Source organism: Salinarchaeum sp. IM2453 (genome assembly GCF_019693215.1).
Taxonomy (GTDB): domain Archaea; phylum Halobacteriota; class Halobacteria; order Halobacteriales; family Salinarchaeaceae; genus IM2453.
This window is the reverse complement of the sequence record NZ_CP081183.1, coordinates 369,325-391,450: the sequence shown is the minus strand read 5'-3', so window position 1 is coordinate 391,450 and position 22,126 is coordinate 369,325. Positions and strand designations below refer to the sequence as shown.

The following is a 22,126-nucleotide window of genomic DNA, read 5'->3' as shown; positions in this document are numbered from 1 at the left end:
GTACAGGCGATCGAGGCGACTGCCTCGGGGCTTGACCCCGGAGAGGTTCATAGTTCTCTCGTCTGATTCTGATTTGGATCAGACATCTTCTCTCATTGTTCTTCTGGCCCATCAGATGATCTTTTCTCGCTATTTACCATGCCGTCTACTGGCATTGCCGGGACCCCAGCGACCGTTGTCTCTGGCGGCACATCTTCCGTGACAAGCGAATTGGCTGCAACTGATGCCCCTTTGCCGATGTGTACTCCTGGTAATATTGTCGCGCCGGCTCCGATCATTGCTCGTTCCCCGATGTGTACCTCCCCCGTTCGATATTCGTCCTGTAGAAATTCGTGACAGAGGATTGTGGCATCGTATCCGATGATTGTGTTTTCTTCGACAGTAATCAAATTCGGGAAAAAGACATCAGGTGTTGATTCCAGACCCCACGCGACCCCAGATCCGACAGTTATGCCAATCCGTCTAAACAGCCAATTCTTCAACCGGAGGCTCGGGCATATGCGACATACCAGTACAACAAGATACTGAATTGCTACACGTACCGGGTGTTTGGCATCTGGCCAGTGAAACAACGAATTGCGGTGTCCGGGTGTCGGTGTTCGCGTTATACGATCATGTCGTGACGTTACATCCTCATCGTCTGGCACACTATTTAATACCGGTTATATCATCAATTACCTTTCGTATATTGTCTGACATCTAACTATTTTATTGTCCAACTATCTTCGAATTTCGCTCATATGGTCAATGCGTGATTGTACCAGCTCTGGCTTTCCAATGTCATGTCGAACTCGCAGCCCCTCTGTTCCAGCACGCTCCAATGCCCCCTCAGCAATTTGCTCTGCTTCACTGATCGTATCATCAACGCCAACAACGGCATATGAACGTGATGTTGTAGTATAGATTCCATCGTCGCGTTCGTCGACACTGGCATAGAAGAACTTTGCATCCCCGGCGGATTCGGCATCGATTGTTACTTTTGCTCCTGCGGATGGATCTATTGGGTATCCATCAGGAACCGCGTACTTGCAGACCGTAGCTTGGTCGGCAAATGAGAGCTCTGGTAACGGAGCTTCATCTCTTGCAGCAACTAGTATATCGACGAAGTCTGTCTCCAAAACAGGAAGTGTGTTCATTGCTTCTGGATCTCCAAACCGAGCGTTGAACTCTACTACTTTGACGCCATCGGCTGTTAGCATATACTGGCCGTAGAGGATCCCTTTGTACTCTGGTAATGCATCAATCACTTCGTCAATTATCGTTACAGCTTCCGCATAGTCTTCTTCTGTCATGAACGGCAACGCTGTTGTTGCGTCGCTGTATGATCCCATTCCACCGGTATTTGGACCGTTGTCGCCCTCATATGCGCGCTTGTGATCCTGCACAGCTGGTGCACAGCGAACCTCCCCGTCCGAGACCATCGCCTGTACAGTAAATTCCTCCCCGACGAGTCGCTCTTCTAGCACAAATTCTTCGTAGTTGCTTTCCTGAATGTATTCTTTTGCTTCTTCAGCGGTAATCTGGTCTCCGATTACTCGAACTCCTTTGCCGCCAGTCAGACCTCTTGGCTTTACAGCAAGGTCGCCATCGTATTCATCAATGAAATCACAGGCAGCGTCGAGATCAGTAAAAACCTCGAAGTCTGGACAGCCTGTGATATCATTCTCTGCCATGAACTCTCGCTGAAATGCTTTGTCTGTTTCAATCCGAGCTTCGTTCTGCTGTGGTCCAAATGCATAGATCCCTGCTTCGTCAAGCGCATCAACTACCCCTGCTGCAAGTGGAGCCTCTGGACCGACAACTGCGAGTGTTGCATCAATCTCTGTTGCATACTCACAGACTGCTTGTGGATCTGTTGTCTCGAGTGTTTCAAATCCGTCAGCAAGTGCAGTAATTCCTGGATTCCGGTTCCCAGCACAGGCGTATAAATCAACATCTTGATCGCTTTCGGCAATTGCCTGCGCAATTGCATGTTCACGCCCGCCACCACCAACAAGTAGAATTGTTTCCGTCATATGTGAATCGCTGGTATATAACCGTGTAAAGGTTGCTGTTTGTGCGAATATAAAATCATTTGTAACGCGGTGAGTAGCAATAAAAGCATAATCACAGTGCTCACCAACTTTCCTGCTAACAACCAGTTAGACAAGACATAGAGCTTGACTACTTGATTGTAATATACTCGCTGTCTGTATTCAGCGCAAGATTGGCTGCAATCTCACTGTTTCGCATTGAGTACTCTGCTGTTTGCCGCAGACTCACAAGTACTTCCCGTGCTTTTAGTAATTTATAGTTGCTCATCTCGGGGAGATCTTTCAGGATTTCAATTTCCCGGTCTTGCAATGCGTAGTACTTGTCCCGTGATTCAACGGTAAGATCATAATTGCGCTCTACGACCGAGTCAATTGTCAGTGACGAGAGTTCATCGACCTCATCAGCAAAGTCGCGAATCCGTCTAATTGTCTGTTGGTCAATCTCAAGAACTGTTTTCCCCGTGTCCAGTACAATTTCGGCGATGTCCTCAGCTTTGTCCGCAACTAACTCCAGATTCTTTGCTATTGCTCGGTATCCAATAAGCGGGAAGTCAGACTCTAATCCGATTGCTGGTGCAAGGTTCGGATTTTGATGTGCCGTGAATATCAACCGAAGCATCAGCACAAAGATCTTATTTGCCTGTCGTTCACGATTTAGCGCCCGTTCGGCAAGGTCAGGATTACCATGTGCCAACGCTTTGATCGCTTCTCCTCGCATTGTGTTACCGGTTGATTCCAGCCGCTGAAGCAGATTGTCTAATCGAAAGTCCTCAGCATCAACTGAACAGCGGATTGCCATGCTCTCTGGTGTTTCTTCGATAACTCCGAGCCCCATGAGCTTGTTCTCTGCCCGATATACTGCGTTGATTATGTCGCTATCGAGTACCCCATTATCACTTGTCACTCGAATCACCCGACGACCAAGCACGTATTGTGCGACAATAGCCCGTTCAGTTGCATCTGCATCAAGGCCTTCTGCATGCACAATTGCTTCAGTATCTTCCTCATTCACAGAATCAGTCATTACCGTTAATGTTCCCGAATTCCCCGTTCGCAATGAAACTTCATCCCCTTTTGCAACCTCATGTGACCGCACCCATTCTGCGGGAAGTGTCATTGCAAGTGTTGATGGCCCAAGTCGCTGGACCTTTCGCGTTTCCATACAATATGATATCGTTGGTGTGACTTAATACTATCCCCATGTTCCTTATATTCTCCAGTAAGAACTAGTATACGTATTCTTTACAGCGGCAGCAATGCGAACGTTTTCGGCTTTAGCTAATAGCAGGCGCTAAGGCTCCTCCCCAAAGAGTCGCTAACGGCGGCGAGTAGACAGTGATAGCTCACTCAACCTTCATCATACGCCGCTCGACACGACCAATCCGTACTTTATGCCACCCTCGCACTTTCTCTTCAACTGCTGGGCTATCCAAGTCAACGCGGAGTACGTCAATTTCGTCCAGTTTATCTTTTGAAGCAACAATCTCAACCTCTGATTCTTCAATTACAGCTGGAGATATCTGGTGATTCCCTCGACCAAACACGAATCCCTGTCCGCCTATCGGTGAAACGATTACCTTATTCGTCTCTCCAAGCGCGTTAAGAATCTCTTTTTCACTGCCATCTTTGACGAGGAGTGTACCACCGCCTTGGTCTGCTCTCCAGACATCTACACCAAGTGGCGACCCTTCAATGCCGAGTGCTGATTTGATCTCTTGTAGTGTCCCCCCCGGTCCAAGTACGTACGTTGTTCCTGGTGTGACATCCGCTACAATCCCATCAGCGATTGCTGCTACCGTCCCTCCACCAATTTGTTTACTTGATTGTAGACCTTCACCGACCGGAACAGGTCGAACAGCTTTTAATTCAGCTCGTACCTCTCCTTCGCGGTACGCATCTTCATCAATATCGTTAATTTCTCGCTCTTCAACGCGGTCGTAATTTGCGAGCACTTGTCCAGCCTGTTCTGGTGAGACAGCAAACACTGACGAATATACTTTTACTCCTGCCGGTACACCAAGCATCGGTGTTTTCACTCCAGCATCATCAAGAACTTCAGCAACATCAATGGCTGTTCCATCTCCGCCAACAAACAGCACTATGTCAACATCATGGTTGACCAGTTCTCTGACCATTGCTCGTGTGTCTTCAGACGTTGTCTCGGCTGGATCCTCTGTTGCCTCTGGAGCAATGTTCCCCACAACGGTAGGCGTGAACCCAGCGTCTGTAGCTGGATATGCACCTAGTTCTCCTGGCGGAGCAACAATCTCTACATCTGCCATGATCTCACGTAGCGTCTTGAGTGCTCGCCGCGCTCGTTCTGGTGCCCGTGGTATGGCTCCGCGTTCTCGTGCTTCCTCAACTTTCCCATCTGTGCCTTTCAGCCCGACACGTCCACCCATCCCAGCAATCGGATTGACAATGATTCCTACTCGCATATCTCAGATACTGTCCTTTTGTGTGATTGCCAGCCCTATAAAAAGCACGAGGTATTTGCGGCAGCATTCTCAATAATAAGCCCAGCTGATCCTTAGAGACGACGGAATTTTGATTACTGCCGGTCTATGCTTTTGTATGCAAACACTCGCATTCGATGGCCGAGTTGGCGCAAGTGGTGATATGCTTCTCGGTACGTTACTTTCCCTTGGTGCTGATCGAGATGTGCTCACCGCAGTTGAAGACGAACTTGATGTTGCCTACGATATCCATACCGTCACCGACTGTGGGATTGAAGCGATAGGCGTTGATGTTCGTACCAGTACAGGTGATCACGCAGAGCATAATCACCATCATCATCGCACGTATACGGAGGTCATTGATGTTGTTGAGGAAATGGACGTTCCGGCTGATGTTCGATCAGCTGCCATTGAGATATTTCAAATTTTAGGTGAGGCTGAGGCAACCGTCCATGGAACAACGTTAGATGACATTGCCTTCCACGAAGTCGGTGCTGATGATGCCATTGCTGACATTGTCGGTGTTGCCCTACTACTCGATGATCTTGATGTTACACGGGTCCTCACGACACCAGTTGCGGCCGGTGGAGGTGAAGTTGAGATGAGCCATGGTGTGTATCCAGTCCCTGGTCCAGCCGTAACGAAAATTGCAGAACGTGCTACTTGGGAAATAACGACTGGTCCTGTTGACAGAGAATTACTTACTCCGACTGGTGCCGCAATCCTTGCATATTATGCGGACGGCGTAGATACCCTTCCAGCCCTTGACGTAAGTACAACTGGATATGGGGCAGGTGATCATGATCTGTCTCCTCGGCCAAATGTTCTCCGTGGCCTGCTTGGTCAGTCTGATCAAACGCTTCGCTCAGATACGATTCGTGTCCTTGAAACGAATGTTGATGACGTTTCACCAGAGGTTCTGGGTAGCCTACAGGAGACTCTCATTGATGCTGGTGCTCGAGATGTCTCAATAATTCCGACTACAATGAAGAAATCTCGACCGGGCCACCTAATCAAAGTCATTGTCAAGCCTGAAGATGTACCGACCGTCACGGAAACCTTAGCGACCGAAACAGGAACGCTTGGAATCCGGGATGCGGGTGTCACGCACCGATGGATTGCTGACCGGGAATATGAAACAGTTACACTCCCTGTTGGCGACGATGACTATGATATTACAGTCAAAATCGCTCGTGATCAGTCAGGCACGGTGTATGATGTAAGTGCCGAATATGATGATGCACTTGCTGTTGCCCGTGAAACTAATCTCTCGTTGCGATCTATTATGCAACGCGCTGAAAGTACTGTAAACGAAGAGTAGGTCTCAAAAAGTACGATTATTATAGAAATTGCGACGTGAAAACCCATCCCATCAGGGTGAGAGAACGTCAATCTCGTCGCTCTGCGGCGATTGACGAAACTGCTGAATCTGCTTGTCGAACTGGCTCTGGTAGTTTATACTGACGACAGGCATCAAGTGCAATTGTTGCTGCCTGTCGTGCCCCGGTTTTGTGGCCCGGACTCACATATACTGGATTTATATGTCGACTGGATGAGTCAAACGTCCGCGTTTGCACAGCATATCCAACGATATCCCCTGTATCTGCAGACATATCACCATCAGCTTCGATTGGGACCATTTCGCCAGAGGAAAGATTATCAACAGACTGCTTCGGCGTTCCACAGAGCAGATTCTTCGTGACTCCTATCGTCGGTATGTCGAAAATCACGCCAATATGCGTTGCCAACCCAGCCTCACGAAAATGAATCCGTCCGCTTCCATCAAATAGTAGGCAATCTGGGGATATTGTAAGTTTCTTCAGTGCACTGATAACTGGGTTCCCTTCGCGAAATGCAAGTAGCCCTGGAATATACGGAATATTTACCGGCTCAACCGCTGTTTGTTGTTCAATGATCTCACCATCTTGCATGGCAATTGCAGCACTTATCGCTTGCTCATCGAAGAACGCTTGATCAATACCACAGACTGTTTTGCAGCTACTGACCTCTGTACCAAACGTTGCTGTCGCTGCGATTTCTCGCTGTAGTCCTTTCATTTCGTTGCGAGACAACGCAGAGTCAGGAACAAATTTTGGTCGTCTTACTTCCATTATTTAGAATCTTCCACCAGGCCCACGACGGCGGCCGCCGCCAAACTGAAGCTGTTGAGGTGCTGAAACGCCCTTCTTCTTCAGATGGCGGCCATATACAAGCCCAACAAGCAATCCAAGCAAGTGCGCTCCGTGTGCAATTCCACCTAATCCGACTCCGCCTGTCACCATAATGAACACCGAAATCATCGCAAACCCAATTGTCAGGACCCAGAGTGGCATCGGAATAATAAAGAACAACAGTACCCGAAGGTTTGGATTCAGTACTGTCATTGCACCCATTACTGCCAGTATCGCACCACTGGCACCAACAACAGCTGTCGGTGCGCCTTCAATAAAGCTGATCAGTATCTGTCCGAGCCCAGCGAGTACTCCTGAACCAATAAAGAGCAGTGTGAATGATTTGCTTCCAGCTCGCCGTTCCAGTAATGGCCCAAAGAAGTACAGGACAATACTGTTCATCGCAATGTGAGCAAATCCACCATGTGCAAAGATGGCAGTAATCCATGTCCATACATACGCAACGTGGAATGTGTCCAGTGCAATATATTGTACCGTATTAACTCCAAATTGCTGTAACACCAACTGAAGGCCAAACACAAGCCACATTGCCATCAAGAACACGAAGGTCATGTTCTTCTTGAAATATCCGGCAATGCCGCTGCCGTCTGGATCGCTTCCATATGGTGCACCATCAAAGTCCGGTCCTGTTTGCTGCTGCCTTCCCCATGCGCCGTCAGATGGACTTCCTCGTTGCGGTGAAGTTGCCTGATCGAGCCCTGGACAATCGTGGGCTTCTGGCAGGCGGTGGTCTTCACAATACGTGCCGCCACAATATGAACACTCACGCGGGAGCGTTACCTCGTAACCGCACACGTCACATTTCGGCATCATCTGTGCTATGTAGGCCCAGACAAAGGAACTTGCGATTGCTTTAGCCCATCGTTGCTTTTCCTGCCTCTCACAATGTGATTAACAGTTGTTGGTAATACGATTTTGTTATTCAGCCGCACCGCTGTATTTTTTCTCGCCCGATTCATCCTCATTCTAGTGTTCAATTTTGTTAAACTATTTGTACATGGCACTTGTCCCAACATTGGCGATGCATTGATCAATCACGTAGCCGTATCAGTAATCGCTGTGAGAGAGTACGAACGCAAGCAGCTTCTTGAGCGTGTTGAGCGACAAGGGGCAACAATTGGTGCTTCAATCCCTGATGAGATTACAATTCAGGAAAGCTCTGTGGCACTACGTGACTTCGTCTTTGAAATCCGTCGTCGTGAGACATATCCAAAAGCGGAACGCGAGCGCATTCGACAGGCAAAGCGTAATCTTCGCCGAGCACGCCGCATGCGTCTTCATACGCTTCAGGAAGGATCCATCTCTCGTAAACAGGGAGAAACGCTTGCTGACGAAATTATCGGCATTGATCGTGCGCTTAATGCCTTAGATGAGCTTTCACCGGAGATTGAGCAGGAAGCATCCGAACATCAGGTTGAATCACAGAAGCGCTGGGTTCGGTTTCTCAAACAAGTTCTTGGGAACGATCCAACACAGCGGAGGGAAAAATTGTGAGTGATACATCTACACCAACAAATACCGAGATTGCATCACTATTGGAAGAATTTGCTGATCGTTTAGAGGCGACTGGTGTCGAGTACAAACCAACGGCATACCGCCGCGCTGCAGACAATATTCGTGAACAGTCACAACCAGTCGCAGAACTGACTCCCGATCAATTACAGGAGATCGATCGAGTTGGTGAGGCGATTGCTACAAAAATCAACGAGTATGTTGAAACTGATTCAATTGAAGAATTAGAGGCACTTCGCGGGGAGATGCCAATTGATATTGCTGCATTGACCAGCGTTGAAGGTGTTGGCCCAAAAACTGCCGGTAAACTCTACACTGAACTGGATGTCCGCACGCTGACTGATCTCGAGCAGGCTGCACAGGAAAACCGCATCCGAGATATTTCTGGCTTTGGTGCTAAAACTGAGCAGAATATCCTTGAAAATATCCAGTTTGCAAAAGAAGCTCAAGAGCGAGAACTGCTTGGTGATGCCCGTCCGATCGCTGATGAACTGCTTGATCTTTTTGATGCACACGATGCTGTTGACGAGTGTGAAGTTGCTGGCTCAATTCGCCGCTGGCGCCCGACAATCGGTGATGTTGATATCCTTGTTGGAAGTGACTCCCCTGAAGATGTCGTTGAAATGTTCGTTGACCAGGCTAACCAAGTTATTGAGTCTGGTTCAAAGAAAGCGAGTATCCGATACCGCGGTGTTCGAACCGACCTTCGCATTGTCGATGCAGATCAGTTCGGCAGTGCACTTCAGTACTTTACTGGTAGCAAAGAGCACAATGTGACACTCCGAAACTATGCATTGGACCAGGATATCTCACTGAATGAATACGGAGCATTCGATGCTGACAAGGGAACAGACAGTGAGCGGCTTGCTGGACAAACAGAAGAATCAATGTATGATATTCTTGGGCTGGAATGGATTCCGCCAGAACTCCGAGAAGACCGTGGAGAAATTGATGCAGCTGCAGCAGGTGACCTTCCAGATCTTATCATCCATGCTGATCTCCGTGGTGACTTACACGTCCATACAGACTGGTCAGATGGTCGGCGGACAATTGAAGAGATGATTACAGGTGCAGCTGAATACGGCCACGAATACATTGCAATCACTGACCACGCTTCTGGCCCAGGAATTGTCGGTAGCGTTGGGTTGTCTGACTCAGAACTTCGAGACCAGATTGAACGTGTTCATGAAGTTGATGCAGATGCTCCGATTGATGTTTTAACTGGTGTTGAAACAAATATCACGGCTGACGGCGATCTTTCAACCAGTGATGAACTGCTTGCAGACCTTGATATCGTTGTTGCATCCCCACACAGTGGGCTTGGCGGAGATGGCACTGACCGCCTTATTGCCGCTATGGAACACCCGGATGTCGACATTATTGGCCATCCAAGTGGCCGACTGATTAACCAACGCTCTGGGCTTTCATTTGATGCAACTGCATTGGGTGAGGCAGCTGCCCGCACGGATACAGCTCTGGAAGTCAACAGCAACCCGGCACGATTGGATCTATGGGGTGAGGTTATCAAGGAAGCAATTGATACCGGTGCACAGATTGCAATTAATACAGATAGTCATTCAATCCCCGAATATGAATACCTCCGGTTTGGAGTTCATACAGCCAGACGAGGCTGGGCAACTGCAGACGATATTATTAATACGATGCCCGCTGACTCATTATAAACATGCGACTGCTGCTTGATGCGATGTGTGGTAGTCTCGCTTCGTACCTACGAATGTGTAGCCATGATACGGTATATGCATTAGATCAAGATATTACTGCTGACGACGCCTTACTAGAACTTTCAGAATCTGAGAATCGCACACTTATTACTCGCAACCAGGCGCTTGCAGATCGTGCCACCAATTCAATCCTACTCACAAGCAAACACACGACAGAACAACTTTCAGAGCTTCACGGTGCTGGTGTTCCGTTGATACTTGCTGATCAACCAGAATACTGTGGACAGTGTAACGGAGATGTTCAGTCAGTTCCCCCAGCAACTACTGTTCCAGATTATGTTCCTTCGCCAGATACAGAAAGTATCTGGCAATGTCAGTCCTGTGGACAGTACTTCTGGAAAGGTGGCCACTGGGATCAAGTCAAATCAACGCTTGAACAAGTTAAAGAAGAATCCTGAATTGCTCTGTCTACAGAGATATAGGCAGGGTGCCTCGGGGCTTGACCCCGGAGCAGTTGACCGACTGGGATTAGTTTCTCTTGCTATTTGGTTGCCAATCATGACAGGCTTCCATATCACTGAGGTCTTCATTGTGATACTGACAATGTGGCTGTACACCACTGTCACCGTATCCAAAGTATGCACAGTTCCCACAGTAACGATCAGCTAAGTCAGGCTTCCGATCCTCTGGGATTGGATCCCCAAGTGGAGAATCAGGCGACCAACGTGATGTAGACGTGTTCTCTGTGTCCAACTGTGCAGGCGAGGAGTTCGTTTGTGTTGGTGCAGCACCTGTTGTTTGGGACGAACTAGTGCTTTCTGTGGTCTCTGTTTGATCCTCACCAGCAATGATATCGATCCCACCAGTGGACTCAGATTCTGTTGTGGTACTGTCTCCCGATGTCTCTCGGCTGTTAGCTGTGCTTGGCCCTGATCGCGCTCTATCTTTACTTGAGCCGACCTGTGAGGCGTCTATATTTTTGTTTGTTGCTGGTCCAGTATCCGTATTCGTTTGTTGCCGAGATGATCCAAACACTTCGGCTGTTGACCCGAATGTTGATCCGGTGTTACCTGACTGCTCATTTGTGTTCGTAGAACCGGCACCCTGATCAAAAGTGGTCGTATCTTGTTTTCCTTTTTCCACCCATCGATCCCGTGAGTCAGGAACCGCGTCTACTTGCTGTCTTCCCGTTGTGCTTGTTGACCGATCTGGTGAATCTAGACGTGGTGATTGTTGAGATGGTTCATCTGGCTGTTTTTTCTGTGTCTCTCTCTGAGACTGTCCTGATGTAGTTATCTTATCAACCTCAGGGGATGATGACATGCTTCCTCTCTGAGATTGTGCCCTCGACTGTGAGTTACTGGATGATGATGTCCCGATCGTATCTACTTCTTTGATTCGTCGCTCAACCGTACCACCATCGCTCGTTGTAACAGTCTGTGTTCCTCCATCCCACTGCTGTGCTTGACTCGTGTTGGCGGTTGTGTATGTTTGTGAACTTTGGCTGGTGGAGGCGGATGTACTTCCTGTGTGGGTGGTACTTGACCCTCCCAATCCGGAAGTTTGTCTCATTCCTTGTCGAAGCATCGCTCCAGCAAGTATACTACCGCAAATCAGTATCATGCCAAGGAGATAGCTGACGATGGCATAGCCGGCCGGATTATTTCCAAATGTCCCCCACTGTCCGGGATATGCATACCAAAATAAGGTAACTCCAAGGATAGTTAAACTTCCACCAATTGCTGCAATCACCCGTAACTCCGGTGACGTCTGGAGCGTTGCTACAACTCCGACGAGGACAGTTGGCAACGCCAGCCCGCCAAGTACCCCAGCGATGAGATATGGCGTTGCCCCACTTCCAACGGATCCAAACAGCATTATCGCCCCTACAAGAATCAATATTGCTCCTGCCACAATCAGCCCAATCGCTAGTGGCCGTCGCCGTCCACCCCCGTCGCTCCCAATAGAACCGTTACCATAGGTATCCGCAAGGCTATTCATGTTACCTGTAGTTTGTAGTCCATACTTATAACAGTACGTCAGACATTCGGACAACAGCACCGGTGTTTCTGGCTTGCCCTGCGCTATAATCGTTGTATTGTCAAACATTCCATATCGCTGTACATGATTTCACTTTGTATGCTCAAAGTGGTGGCTGCCTATGTTGTTTATATAATGCTATCAATTGGTACATATTGTGATATAGGTATTGCCAACAAAAGACATATCGGCGTTCACATCTGATATCAAATAACCTTACAGCATGAATGAAGTCCAACTGGAAGTTGCCAAAGCTTACCCGAATGACTCGGGCAGAGGGATCGCTCGACTAGACCCGGATACGTTACTTCACCTCAAACTTAGTCCGGGCGACATCATCGAAATTGAGGGTGCGGAAACGACAGCAGCAAAGGTCTGGCGTGCAGATCGCCAAGACTGGAATACGGATACCGTTCGGATTGACGGGTTCACCCGACAGAACGCTGACGTAGGTATTGGTGAACGGGTGACAATTCGAAAAGCGGAAGCAACTAAGGCGGAATCCCTGACGCTTGCTCCACCCGAAGATGCGAGTGTTCAGTTTGGATCTGACGCTGCTGGCATGGTTAAACGCCAGATTCTGAAACGACCTGTCGTCGCAAATGACATTGTCCCAGTCATGAGCAGCACAAATCACCCGTTCATGCGCTCTCCTGGACAAGCAATCCCGCTCATCGCTGTTGAGACTGAGCCTGATGATGTTGTCCTGATAACTGAGGACACCGACGTAGAACTTCGCGAAGAACCTATTACCGGGTACGAAAAAGCAAGCGGTGGAATCACGTATGAAGACATTGGTGGCTTAGAGAACGAGATTCAGCGCGTTCGAGAAATGGTCGAGCTTCCGATGAAGCATCCACAAATCTTCAAAAAGCTCGGCATTGAACCGCCACAAGGTGTGTTACTACACGGTCCACCAGGTACCGGAAAGACCCTTATGGCCAAAGCCGTCGCAAATGAGACTAATGCCAGTTTCTTCTCGATTGCTGGCCCAGAGATTATTTCAAAGTACTACGGTGAATCAGAACAACAACTTCGGGAAATCTTCGAAGATGCAGCCGAAGAATCTCCATCGATCATCTTCATCGACGAGTTGGACTCGATTGCGCCTAAGCGTGAGGACGTAACGGGTGAAGTTGAGCGTCGGGTTGTAGCACAGCTCCTTACCATGATGGATGGGCTTGAAACCCGCGAACAGGTTGTTGTCATCGCGGCGACCAACCGTGTTGACTCGGTTGATCCAGCCTTACGTCGACCTGGCAGATTCGACCGTGAAATTGAGATTGGAGTACCAAATGAAACCGGTCGCTCTGAAATCCTTCAGATCCACACCCGAGGAATGCCTCTATCTGATGACGTCGATATTAACAACCTTGCTGCCGAAACGCATGGATTCGTTGGTGCTGACATTAAGTCACTTACAAAAGAAGCAGCAATGCGTGCACTTCGGCGATATCTCCCAGAAATCGATCTTGATGAGGAAGACATCCCGCCGAGCCTCATCGACCGCATGATTGTCAAACGCGAAGACTTCAAGAATGCGCTGGGTGAGGTTGAGCCATCCGCCATGCGAGAAGTCCTTGTTGAGCTCCCGAAAGTCTCGTGGGATGATGTTGGTGGATTGCAAGATGCCAAACGAGACATTCAAGAATCAATCGAATGGCCAATGCGCAATCCTGAACGGTTTACACGTCTCGGCATTGAGCCACCGAAGGGTGTCTTACTTTATGGACCACCGGGTACCGGAAAGACCCTTATGGCCAAAGCCGTCGCAAATGAAACCAATGCTAACTTTATCTCAGTTCGCGGCCCACAACTGCTGAGCAAATGGGTTGGTGAATCGGAGAAAGCGATTCGAGAAACGTTCCGGAAAGCTCGGCAAGTCGCCCCAACCGTGATTTTCTTCGATGAACTCGACTCCCTCGCACCAAATCGCTCGCAGAACTCAAACTCAAACGTTGCAGAGCGAGTTGTCAACCAGTTGCTGACTGAGCTAGATGGACTCGAAGAAATGGAGAACGTCATGGTTGTTGGCGCTACGAACCGACCTGACATGATTGATCCAGCTCTGATCCGATCGGGTCGCTTTGATCGGCTCGTCATGGTTGGAGAGCCGGATACTGATGGCCGAGAACAGATCCTGAAAATTCACACTGAAGACACTCCACTCGCTCCTGATGTCAGCCTTCGACAACTGGCTGAGGATACTGATGGGTACGTTGGTTCAGATCTGGAGACAATTGCCCGTGAGGCTGCCATTGAGGCATTACGCGACGATCCTGATGCTGAAACCGTTAATATGCGTCACTTTGAGGATGCACTTGGCTCAGTCCGTCCAACAATTACAGACGAGCTGACTGACTACTACGAGCAAATTGAAGAGGAATTCCAAGGTCATACGTCCGGGCCTACTGACCGACGACAAAGCGGCCGCATTGGCTTCCAGTAGCTGTCTTCTCTCTTCTTTTGTTCTTGTTTTCTGATATTTGTCATACAATTGTCATTCCGAAAATATATGTGCATGTGTGTCATACACTGTGGCAAGATGTCACAGGTTCCGGATTCCTCGGAGTTTTCTCAATCTCGTTCTGAGCAGTCGTTGCATATTTCCGAGTTTGTCCATCGATTCGGTGACCAACTTCGTGCAATAAGTGCGTGGGCTTCGATTTCGCTTCCATTCTTGTATCTTCCCCTTCTGTTTACCGGTCTGAACACTGTGACACAGACTATTGCTTTCCTGTTGTTACTCTCGCTGAATGCCTTGATGATCCACCTCTGGCGACTTAAGTAGCTCCGACCTTTCCCCTCGTAATTTATATAACATCGCAGGACAATGATACTGTATGGCAACACATGGTCGGCCGGTGTTGCGAGACCTCTTTGATGAGTCACCGACGCCGCACATTGCTCATCCACCACATTCTCACCATCGTGATTACTATGTTGCAACCGATGGGTCCTTCCGTGAACGTGGAGGAGGGCTCGGCGTTGTTATTGAGGCATATGATGGCTCACGAGTGACTCGTCTTTCCGTTCCTGACTCGCCACCAGATAATAACGTTGCTGAGTACCGAGCACTACATCTCGGCTTAGACGTCCTCGCTGAGCACGTATCCGCTGATGCAACTGTTGGTATTCTTGTTGATCACGACCAGCTCGCAGAGAATGTTAACTCGATGACGTTGGCGATTAATCGGCCGGATTATGAGTTTACACATTCCGTAACTGTGCCACAGATAACCGAAAACCACTGGCGAGGCATTCAAGCACGTATCGCTGGATTTGATAATATCCGTGCTGCTCGAATTAGGAGTGATCATAATCCTGCGCATCCACTTGCTAATCGTCCCGACCAATATGGACATGTAAACCGTGAACTCCCACAACGATCCACTAACCCTGAGACCGAGAACACTCCAGAAGGAGTTCCACCACCGTCTCGATCCAAACGACCACCTGCAAGTGATTGAACGATAATGTCTTCTTTATCGTGAAGTACCTCGGGATCAGGCCCCGAGGCATTCGGCCTGCTCCGCCTGCAGAAAAATAGGTATTCAGTCTCCTTGTTTTGATGGAGGAGACTGACCGTGTGGGAATTCTGCTGAGGATGCGTTTGTACCTGAGTGATGTCCCCTTGACATTGACTTGTGGCCCTGGGGTGGATTGTTTCCGTCCCAGTTTGGATTGAATAGCTCAATTGCAGTATGGATTGTATTCCAGTCATCTTCTGCGGCAGCGTCTCTTAGACTTTTTGTCGGGGCAGCAAGCAGTCGATTCATTAGCGCATCTGCCATTGCTTCCAGTGCCTGTTTTTGATCATCAGTCAATTCGCCTGCTGTCTCAGCCTGTTGAATTGCGTTTTGAAGCTCTTCTTCTTTGATTTCCTCTGCTCCTTCGTACATTGCCTGAATAACCTGATCGGCACGCTTGCGTTTGAACTGCTCAAGCAATTGATCTAGCTCATCATCAACAATAGTTTCGACTTTATTTGCGGCTGCCTGTCGTTGTTCCTGCGTTGCTTCTGTAACCGACTCAAGTGCATCAAGATCGTATGCTGTCACGTGTTCGTATTTATCAACGCTTGGCTTCACATCCCGTGGCTGTGCAATATCAATAACAATTGTTTGTCCAGCATCTGCAAATTCTGTGTCTGTTAGCAGTGGTTCACTGCTTGCCGTACTTGTGATAACGATATCTGTCTCTGGGAGGTGTGATGTAATTGCTGAAAGTGGGATAATATTACAAGAGACCTCAAGATGGCGTGCAAGATCTTCTGCTCGTTCTGGTGTTCGGTTCGTAAGCTTTAGTTCGTTTATACCCCGTACCTCGAGTGCTTTGGCCGTCAGCTCAGCCATATCTCCTGCGCCGACAACTGTTGCTGTTGCTTCTGTTAACTTGACTTCCTCCGATGCAAACTTTGCGGCAGCACTTCCAACCGACACAATTCCGTCATTGATCTTGGTCTCTGCTCGCGCACGCTCTCCAACGTGGATCGCTTTTGTTACTGCTTGTTCGAACATCGGGCCAATTCCACCGGCATTTTGAGCCTCTTCGTATGCATCGCGGACTTGGCCTAAGATTTGGTCCTCACCAACAACCATTGACTCCAGTCCAGCGGCAACACGCAATAAATGCTCTAAGCTTTGGTCATGATCTAAGTATCGCACCGCTGTATCTCTGACATTTGGTGCAATATCTCTTAGCGCATTCTTTCCCATCTCTGGGTCATTTGTTACTACATACGCTTCTGTCCGATTACACGTATGTAGCGCAAATGCTTCTCTTACGCCGCTTTTTCTGAGCAATCGCCTGACATCTTCGCATTGCTTCTCGGCTCCGGCGGTAGTAATCTCATCAACCGTGGCGTGGTCATGTGCAACACATACTCCCGTGATAATTCCCGATGTTCCTGTCATCGTTTCCTTACAGAAATCATACACTGCGTATTTCGTCTGTTACGCGTTTATGATGCTCCTACCTAAATTTTTCCACTTGGTTAGTCTTGGGGAATCGGCTAATCCTTGTAGGGATATCTATTCTGTTCACCACAACTGCATGTCATCACAACGCGTCCATCATGAAGCCGCACTTGTGCGTTTTTGCTCGGACGCAAGTACAGATCACATCGATCACAGGTAAAATGCTTGAACGTCTCCGGTAGCTCTAGCCGGTTTCGTTCTGCAATCCGCTGTGCAAGGCGAACATATCGTCGGGACTGATCAACTTCTCCATCTTCGGCGGCGTCCCTTGCTAAAGTTTCAAGCCGCACAATCCGTTCTTTTGCGATTCGCGCTGTCGACATCCGGGATTAGTTGTCTTCAAGTTCGTCAGCAATTCGCTGGAGTTGTCGGGTTACGTCACGAACCTCGTCTCGCAGTTGTCGCAGTTCTCGAACGACCTCTTCGTTACCGCCTTCTTCTGCTTGCTGTCCTGGGGCTCCACCAGGACCGCTTGGGCCGCCACCGCCCATCATGCCGCCCATCATCTGTGCAAATGGGTTCCCTCCCATTCCGCCTGGGCCGCCGCCTGGGCCACCGCCGCCACCCATCATATCTTCCATTCGTTCACGTCGTTCCTCATCGCTTTCTTCTTCTCGCTGTTGACGAATCTCTTCTACTCGCTCTCGGAACGACTTCTCTTCGTTGTCCGCTTCACTTTCTTCTGTATTTTCGTCGGTCATGCACCACGGTATTCTCCCTAAACCGAAAAACGTTGTTGTCGCGGATTTTCATCCGGTATATCTCTCCCCTTCAGATCGAGATTTTTCGTCGATGTACTTTAGTAACGTTCGCGGCTAATAGCAACAACAGCATTTGCTAGAATATTATGCCAACCTTACATGAAGAATTAGCGATGGCGGAAAGTCTGAATGTTGACGCTCTAGCTGAGGCGATCGTTGATATTGGGTTTGAGTGCACTCAATGTGGTGCATGCTGCACTGCAGAAGAGAATGCTCCTCACACAGCCATAATTTTCCCAGATGAAGTTCGAGACCTCAAAACAGCGGAACGTGACTGGGAAGATATTGCTCGTCCGATGCCGTTTGGTTTTGAGACTGGCGCCGACACGCTCGAGTGGGCATTGCAGGTTGATGACTGCGGTGACTGCACGTTCTATGCGGATGGCGAGTGCAGTGTGTATGAGCAGCGTCCGCTGATTTGTCAAACCTATCCATTCGATATTGACTTTGAGCATGATGACCAGCGGATATCACATGATCACCTCTATGCGTCTGAGTGTCCGGGGCTAGAGAATGACATTTCCCGTGAAGATGCTCGTAAGCTTGCAAAGCAAATTAAACAGCGAGCGATTACTGATCGGCGAGAGTCCTTAGCTGTTCAAGAACAGTACAGTACAAATCCTCATACGACGGATGAACCAGCTGTCTATGACTCAGAAGGGCTAAAACATCCTGATGGACGAACCTTTGAGCCCTGAATATATTATCATGCTGACCACAATCCCCGACGGTAAGAATAACTTGTATTCGGGATGACTGATAATATTAAATATGACCAGTACAAGCGATGCTATCGAAAAACGCGTTGGTGATCGACTCCGTGACCGAGATGAAACTGTTGCTGTTGCAGAGTCTTGTACCGGCGGACTAATTGGATCTAGGCTGACGGATATTCCAGGCGCCAGCGATTATTTTGATCGGGGATATGTCACCTATGCTTACGGCTCAAAACTCCGAGAGCTGGCTGTTCCCCGAGAAACACTCGACGAACACGGGGCAGTTAGCGAACAAACAGCAAAAGCAATGGCTCGTGGTATTCGAGACCGAGCTGACACGACGTGGGGAATTGCGACAACTGGAATTGCAGGACCAGCTGGTGGAACTGAACAAAATCCCGTCGGTACCGCCTACATTGGTATTGCATATGCTGCTCCGTGGGACTCTGGAGAGTCTACAGTTTCTGTGTCTAGGTATGTCTTTAATGGAGACCGAAGAGAGGTTAAACAGCATGTCGCAACTCAAGCGTTGACAGACTTGTTTGAGAGATTGCAATAGTCGATAATACTTTACGATTCCCTCGACTGATAGCTATTAGAGGGGCTTAAATCGTGGATATGTCTGATAACCTACTTTGTTTGTTCAGTGCTCGTGTCGAAGAGAAATCGGATAAATACGTTATTGAAATACCTCGCAGAGAAATCGATGCAGAAACCGTTTCTCCAAATGAGATCTATCGGGTTGCGCTTTTAGATCATCTTAGCGATGACGAACAGCCACAATCCTCATCTACTGCGCCTGATCAGCCACAGCCGCCGGTAGAAATTGGTGAAACACGATATCTTGAAATAGAAGATCTCGGGAAACAAGGTGACGGAATAGCGCGTGTTGAACGAGGATACGTAATTATTGTTCCAGATACTGATATGGGGGACCGGGTCAAGGTTGAGATCACAGAGGTCAAACCGAACTTTGCCGTTGCAGAGGTTATTGAACCGGAACCGGTCAGCTAATCAGTCATCCATCTCTGGAATATTCGGCTGACGTCTGCTAAATACCGAGTCCTGTAGTCGATTCACAGCTGTCCAGTCTTCGACTTGCTTGGCCCACACAGGAACTGCCAGCACAAATGCTGTGAGTACGGCATACATGAAAATCTCTGTCGGCCAGTGGCTAAATAGCAGAAGCTCAACCCCTCGGAACCCAAGCATAAGAGGAATCGCCAGTATCCCAGATACAGCGATCGCAGCACCTGACGAGGAGAACTCCTGATCTCTGACATATTGCCAGCCGACCATCCCACCGATCGATGCTCCGAATGCCAGTGTCGTGAATTCTCGCGATCCGATCACAAATGCAACTGCTGATATAACCAGTGCGAATGTGAAAACAGAGTATGGGTTCCGATTGAAATACATTCCAATCAAAACTAGCCCCGTTCCAAGAAGTGCTCCTACAATAACATCCTCAACGTAGTGAACTCCAATCACGACTCGTGAGAGCATCACGGTAATAATCACGATTCCAGCTATCAGTATTCGTGTACGTTTCGTCCAGATGTTTAATACAACTGCAAGCGTTCCGTATATTGCTGCTGCCCCCAGTGCATGTGCACTTGGGAAACTGTAGCCCGGATACTCGAGTGGGGTAAATGCTGTCTCTGGTCGTGGAATTGCAAAAATACCCTTAATCCCTGCTGCCACCGCCAGCGATGCAGTTGCTATCGCAAGTACAAACGCCCGTTGACGGCGGTCTCCAGCACCAAACCAATACAATGTAACTCCAAGGACAACTAAGACTGCGCCGTCACCAAGATGTGTAACGTGTGTCAGCAGCCATATAATTGGCTCTGGTACTACATCTCGGACTGCTTCATTTGTCTGTGCATCGTAAAATTGGTACGCTGGGACAAGACTTGGGAATCCGTTCATTTGTTCATATCCACACAAATGGCCGTCAGATTATGTATGTTTGTTGGCTGGCTACTTGGGTTGGTTGGTCACTTTTGTTGTATCTGGTACTGTCATAAATGAGGACAGATCAATATCAACAGGTACGTCGTCCAGCGTTCTGTATGGTCGGTTAACGATAATATCGCCAGCACGCTGTTTTCCGATGCCGTCAATTGCCGTTAACTCGTCCATCGATGCAGTATTAACGTCAAGAGGATACGGAACGGCTGTAATTGATCGGTACCCGTGGTCAACGACGACGACATCCTGAAACACATCCAACTCATACTCCCCTGGAAGTCCAACTAACAGTGAGTAGGTGCCTGGCTGCCGGCCAAATGTTTTCCCATCTTCATGGTATTCGAATCGCACGTTGGGCAGGATCGTTCCAGCAGGGGCGACTCGCTGTAACATGGGATTATCAATTGTTTCCCGAACCCGACGCTTATACGCTTGATACTTCTGTTCGTGTTCCTCAAGTACTGCTGTTCCTGTTTCTTCCATCTCAGTTCCGGGAAACGCCATGACCTTCCGAATGTTAACTCGGCGAACCATTAATCCAGCATCGTAGATTCGGTTAAGGAATTCTTCGTTGTGCTCAAATGTTTCTGACCGCTCACCTGCAAGCCCATGGACAAAGTTAATCCCCGGAAGTAGCTTAGGCAATCGCCGGTCATCTGGACGCCATCCCCCAACCTCATTAAGTATTTTAACCGCCTCAAAGCACTCATCAGCTGAGATGACGAGATTATTTTGCTCTTGAACGACCGGATCTGCTGACTCGAGTCCAAATGCTGCAGTGTCTCCTGGTGTGTTATATTTCGCAATTGTACTAATCGCCTCCTTGGCTGGCTCTGGATAATCAACAATCGTCTTTGGATTCATGTTATCCAGATGTAGTGTTTCTAAGGCAGGAACTGCATCTCGGATCCCACTGTATAATTGTTCAATCGCATCTGGATTTGGCCGCTCTCCATCGCCTCCGTATGCGAGGATATCTGCTTGTCGACCAAGTCGAAAATGCACTGCTCCGTGATTTGCAAGTGCTTGAACTTCATCTACAATTGTCTCTGGTGGTCGGAATGTTGGATCACCATACAACGGCTCTGTACAGAATGAACATCGATATGCACACCCTCTACCAGTTTCTAACTCACAGATCAGATAATCTGTATCATTAGGGTGTTGCTCAAGGACAAATGCACCCTGCTGGGCCCACTGGTTTGCCTCTTCCATCTTCCGATACCGATTTGTTAGCTCCTCAAAACCACTAGCAACAAAATCGTACACAATCGCTTCGATATCACCCATTGCAACATGGTCAAAATCCATATCCGTTCGCTCAGCCTCTACGCCGCCAACATTTTCCTCGCCAACACCAAATCGTGAGGGGCCACCCATTATGCTGGTTCCATCTGCAGTCCAAGCAATCTCTTTGACTTCCTCCGGAGTTGCTGGCGTTCCTCCAACGTATTTCCCTGGCACTGTCATCCCACCAATATAGACTACAAGTGTGGCTGATGCAATGTCTTGCCAGCGACTCCGATCTTCCCGAAGCTCATCAATCGTGTGGTATTTTATCTTTTTCTCCGGTATGCCCGCATCAACGAGAGCTCCCGCAGTATATCGAGGATATGTCGAAATATACGGCGGTACCCCGAAGTGTGCTGGTTCATCGACATACCCATCCACGATTGTAACAGTCGGGTCCTCGTTGGTCATCAGCAATAATAGCATCTCCATCCGTATAACAGCCTTGAACACTACCGGTGATCCACAGACTGTTGATTCCATCCGCTGAC

Annotated in this window: 22 protein-coding genes; 10 read left to right on the top strand and 12 right to left on the bottom strand. The window is 48.7% G+C overall.

Annotated elements, in window-relative coordinates:
* Positions 1–92: 92 nt before the first annotated feature.
* The 4 genes from K0C01_RS01905 to K0C01_RS01890 all read right to left on the bottom strand — a co-directional run bounded on the left by K0C01_RS01905 (position 93) and on the right by K0C01_RS01890 (position 4,471).
* Positions 93–647, bottom strand: coding sequence for an acyltransferase (locus K0C01_RS01905; RefSeq protein WP_221170388.1), 555 nt, complete (start codon positions 645–647; stop codon positions 93–95).
* Between the two features lie 72 nt (positions 648–719).
* A complete protein-coding gene (purD, locus tag K0C01_RS01900) occupies positions 720–2,015 on the bottom strand; it encodes a phosphoribosylamine--glycine ligase (protein WP_221170387.1) in 1,296 nt (431 codons plus the stop codon).
* Positions 2,016–2,163: 148 nt separating this feature from the next.
* A complete protein-coding gene (locus tag K0C01_RS01895; protein ID WP_221170386.1) occupies positions 2,164–3,195 on the bottom strand; it encodes a phosphate signaling complex PhoU family protein in 1,032 nt (343 codons plus the stop codon).
* 181 nt (positions 3,196–3,376) lie between these two features.
* Positions 3,377–4,471, bottom strand: coding sequence for an ATP-NAD kinase family protein (locus K0C01_RS01890; RefSeq protein WP_221170385.1), 1,095 nt, complete (start codon positions 4,469–4,471; stop codon positions 3,377–3,379).
* 136 nt (positions 4,472–4,607) lie between these two features.
* On the opposite strand from K0C01_RS01890, the gene larC reads away from it, so the two are divergent.
* Complete coding sequence (gene larC, locus K0C01_RS01885; RefSeq protein WP_221170384.1) at positions 4,608–5,810, top strand: nickel pincer cofactor biosynthesis protein LarC; 1,203 nt, start codon at positions 4,608–4,610, stop codon at positions 5,808–5,810.
* Positions 5,811–5,877: 67 nt separating this feature from the next.
* Here larC and K0C01_RS01880 read toward each other — a convergent pair whose 3' ends face one another.
* Entirely contained in the window at positions 5,878–6,600 is a 723-nt protein-coding gene (locus K0C01_RS01880) for an endonuclease V (protein WP_221170383.1), read from the bottom strand.
* 3 nt (positions 6,601–6,603) lie between these two features.
* Positions 6,604–7,491: a rhomboid family intramembrane serine protease gene (locus K0C01_RS01875; RefSeq protein WP_221170382.1), complete on the bottom strand. Its 888-nt coding sequence runs from the start codon at positions 7,489–7,491 to the stop codon at positions 6,604–6,606.
* A gap of 249 nt (positions 7,492–7,740) precedes the next feature.
* Here K0C01_RS01875 and K0C01_RS01870 point away from each other — a divergent pair, with 249 nt between their 5' ends.
* Genes K0C01_RS01870 through K0C01_RS01860 form a run of 3 tightly spaced genes read left to right on the top strand, consistent with a single transcriptional unit; the run spans position 7,741 to position 10,333 of the window.
* Entirely contained in the window at positions 7,741–8,175 is a 435-nt protein-coding gene (locus K0C01_RS01870; RefSeq protein ID WP_221171169.1) for a DUF5788 family protein, read from the top strand.
* The gene (gene polX / locus K0C01_RS01865) at positions 8,172–9,875 is read left to right on the top strand and encodes a DNA polymerase/3'-5' exonuclease PolX (RefSeq protein WP_221170381.1); all 1,704 of its coding nucleotides are present in this window, start codon (positions 8,172–8,174) and stop codon (positions 9,873–9,875) included. Before K0C01_RS01870 ends, polX begins: the two co-directional genes overlap by 4 nt.
* Positions 9,876–9,877: 2 nt before the next feature.
* Positions 9,878–10,333, top strand: a complete 456-nt coding sequence (locus K0C01_RS01860; protein WP_221170380.1) for a Mut7-C RNAse domain-containing protein — start codon at positions 9,878–9,880, stop codon at positions 10,331–10,333.
* A gap of 70 nt (positions 10,334–10,403) precedes the next feature.
* Here K0C01_RS01860 and K0C01_RS01855 read toward each other — a convergent pair whose 3' ends face one another.
* The gene (locus K0C01_RS01855) at positions 10,404–11,876 is read right to left on the bottom strand and encodes a cell division protein CdpA domain-containing protein (RefSeq protein ID WP_221170379.1); all 1,473 of its coding nucleotides are present in this window, start codon (positions 11,874–11,876) and stop codon (positions 10,404–10,406) included.
* Positions 11,877–12,138: 262 nt separating this feature from the next.
* Here K0C01_RS01855 and K0C01_RS01850 point away from each other — a divergent pair, with 262 nt between their 5' ends.
* The 3 genes from K0C01_RS01850 to K0C01_RS01840 all read left to right on the top strand — a co-directional run bounded on the left by K0C01_RS01850 (position 12,139) and on the right by K0C01_RS01840 (position 15,385).
* Positions 12,139–14,364: a CDC48 family AAA ATPase gene (locus tag K0C01_RS01850; RefSeq protein WP_221170378.1), complete on the top strand. Its 2,226-nt coding sequence runs from the start codon at positions 12,139–12,141 to the stop codon at positions 14,362–14,364.
* 96 nt (positions 14,365–14,460) lie between these two features.
* Positions 14,461–14,706, top strand: coding sequence for a DUF8028 family protein (locus tag K0C01_RS01845; RefSeq protein WP_221170377.1), 246 nt, complete (start codon positions 14,461–14,463; stop codon positions 14,704–14,706).
* Between the two features lie 52 nt (positions 14,707–14,758).
* Positions 14,759–15,385, top strand: a complete 627-nt coding sequence (locus K0C01_RS01840; RefSeq protein ID WP_221170376.1) for a ribonuclease H family protein — start codon at positions 14,759–14,761, stop codon at positions 15,383–15,385.
* An 84-nt stretch (positions 15,386–15,469) separates the two neighbouring features.
* Here K0C01_RS01840 and hemA read toward each other — a convergent pair whose 3' ends face one another.
* The 3 genes from hemA to K0C01_RS01825 all read right to left on the bottom strand — a co-directional run bounded on the left by hemA (position 15,470) and on the right by K0C01_RS01825 (position 17,595).
* Positions 15,470–16,831, bottom strand: a complete 1,362-nt coding sequence (gene hemA / locus K0C01_RS01835; RefSeq protein WP_221170375.1) for a glutamyl-tRNA reductase — start codon at positions 16,829–16,831, stop codon at positions 15,470–15,472.
* A gap of 98 nt (positions 16,832–16,929) precedes the next feature.
* The gene (locus tag K0C01_RS01830; RefSeq protein WP_221170374.1) at positions 16,930–17,217 is read right to left on the bottom strand and encodes a ribonuclease P protein component 4; all 288 of its coding nucleotides are present in this window, start codon (positions 17,215–17,217) and stop codon (positions 16,930–16,932) included.
* Between the two features lie 6 nt (positions 17,218–17,223).
* A complete protein-coding gene (locus K0C01_RS01825; protein WP_221170373.1) occupies positions 17,224–17,595 on the bottom strand; it encodes a hypothetical protein in 372 nt (123 codons plus the stop codon).
* A gap of 146 nt (positions 17,596–17,741) precedes the next feature.
* Between K0C01_RS01825 and K0C01_RS01820 the strand changes: the two genes are divergently transcribed.
* The 3 genes from K0C01_RS01820 to K0C01_RS01810 all read left to right on the top strand — a co-directional run bounded on the left by K0C01_RS01820 (position 17,742) and on the right by K0C01_RS01810 (position 19,385).
* The gene (locus tag K0C01_RS01820) at positions 17,742–18,353 is read left to right on the top strand and encodes a YkgJ family cysteine cluster protein (protein ID WP_221170372.1); all 612 of its coding nucleotides are present in this window, start codon (positions 17,742–17,744) and stop codon (positions 18,351–18,353) included.
* A 73-nt stretch (positions 18,354–18,426) separates the two neighbouring features.
* Positions 18,427–18,930 (top strand): CinA family protein, encoded by a 504-nt coding sequence (locus tag K0C01_RS01815; protein ID WP_221170371.1) that lies wholly within the window; start codon positions 18,427–18,429, stop codon positions 18,928–18,930.
* A gap of 53 nt (positions 18,931–18,983) precedes the next feature.
* A complete protein-coding gene (locus tag K0C01_RS01810; protein WP_221170370.1) occupies positions 18,984–19,385 on the top strand; it encodes a TRAM domain-containing protein in 402 nt (133 codons plus the stop codon).
* Here the strand turns inward: K0C01_RS01810 and K0C01_RS01805 are convergent, their stop codons facing one another.
* Both K0C01_RS01805 and K0C01_RS01800 read right to left on the bottom strand, forming a co-directional pair.
* Positions 19,386–20,303: a phosphatase PAP2 family protein gene (locus K0C01_RS01805; protein ID WP_221170369.1), complete on the bottom strand. Its 918-nt coding sequence runs from the start codon at positions 20,301–20,303 to the stop codon at positions 19,386–19,388.
* A gap of 51 nt (positions 20,304–20,354) precedes the next feature.
* Positions 20,355–22,046, bottom strand: a complete 1,692-nt coding sequence (locus tag K0C01_RS01800; RefSeq protein ID WP_221170368.1) for a radical SAM protein — start codon at positions 22,044–22,046, stop codon at positions 20,355–20,357.
* Between the last annotated feature and the right edge of the window lie 80 nt (positions 22,047–22,126).

What these genes read in the sequence shown, in the direction of transcription:
- purD (WP_221170387.1), bottom strand. Translation starts at nt 2,015, where the DNA reads ATGACGGAAACAATTCTACTTGTTGGTGGTGGCGGGCGTGAACATGCA.
- K0C01_RS01895 (WP_221170386.1), bottom strand. Translation starts at nt 3,195, where the DNA reads ATGGAAACGCGAAAGGTCCAGCGACTTGGGCCATCAACACTTGCAATG.
- K0C01_RS01890 (WP_221170385.1), bottom strand. Translation starts at nt 4,471, where the DNA reads ATGCGAGTAGGAATCATTGTCAATCCGATTGCTGGGATGGGTGGACGT.
- larC (WP_221170384.1), top strand. Translation starts at nt 4,608, where the DNA reads ATGCAAACACTCGCATTCGATGGCCGAGTTGGCGCAAGTGGTGATATG.
- K0C01_RS01880 (WP_221170383.1), bottom strand. Translation starts at nt 6,600, where the DNA reads ATGGAAGTAAGACGACCAAAATTTGTTCCTGACTCTGCGTTGTCTCGC.
- K0C01_RS01875 (WP_221170382.1), bottom strand. Translation starts at nt 7,491, where the DNA reads ATGCCGAAATGTGACGTGTGCGGTTACGAGGTAACGCTCCCGCGTGAG.
- K0C01_RS01860 (WP_221170380.1), top strand. Translation starts at nt 9,878, where the DNA reads ATGCGACTGCTGCTTGATGCGATGTGTGGTAGTCTCGCTTCGTACCTA.
- K0C01_RS01855 (WP_221170379.1), bottom strand. Translation starts at nt 11,876, where the DNA reads ATGAATAGCCTTGCGGATACCTATGGTAACGGTTCTATTGGGAGCGAC.
- K0C01_RS01850 (WP_221170378.1), top strand. Translation starts at nt 12,139, where the DNA reads ATGAATGAAGTCCAACTGGAAGTTGCCAAAGCTTACCCGAATGACTCG.
- K0C01_RS01845 (WP_221170377.1), top strand. Translation starts at nt 14,461, where the DNA reads ATGTCACAGGTTCCGGATTCCTCGGAGTTTTCTCAATCTCGTTCTGAG.
- K0C01_RS01840 (WP_221170376.1), top strand. Translation starts at nt 14,759, where the DNA reads ATGGCAACACATGGTCGGCCGGTGTTGCGAGACCTCTTTGATGAGTCA.
- hemA (WP_221170375.1), bottom strand. Translation starts at nt 16,831, where the DNA reads ATGACAGGAACATCGGGAATTATCACGGGAGTATGTGTTGCACATGAC.
- K0C01_RS01830 (WP_221170374.1), bottom strand. Translation starts at nt 17,217, where the DNA reads ATGTCGACAGCGCGAATCGCAAAAGAACGGATTGTGCGGCTTGAAACT.
- K0C01_RS01825 (WP_221170373.1), bottom strand. Translation starts at nt 17,595, where the DNA reads ATGACCGACGAAAATACAGAAGAAAGTGAAGCGGACAACGAAGAGAAG.
- K0C01_RS01820 (WP_221170372.1), top strand. Translation starts at nt 17,742, where the DNA reads ATGCCAACCTTACATGAAGAATTAGCGATGGCGGAAAGTCTGAATGTT.
- K0C01_RS01815 (WP_221170371.1), top strand. Translation starts at nt 18,427, where the DNA reads ATGACCAGTACAAGCGATGCTATCGAAAAACGCGTTGGTGATCGACTC.
- K0C01_RS01805 (WP_221170369.1), bottom strand. Translation starts at nt 20,303, where the DNA reads ATGAACGGATTCCCAAGTCTTGTCCCAGCGTACCAATTTTACGATGCA.
- K0C01_RS01800 (WP_221170368.1), bottom strand. Translation starts at nt 22,046, where the DNA reads ATGACCAACGAGGACCCGACTGTTACAATCGTGGATGGGTATGTCGAT.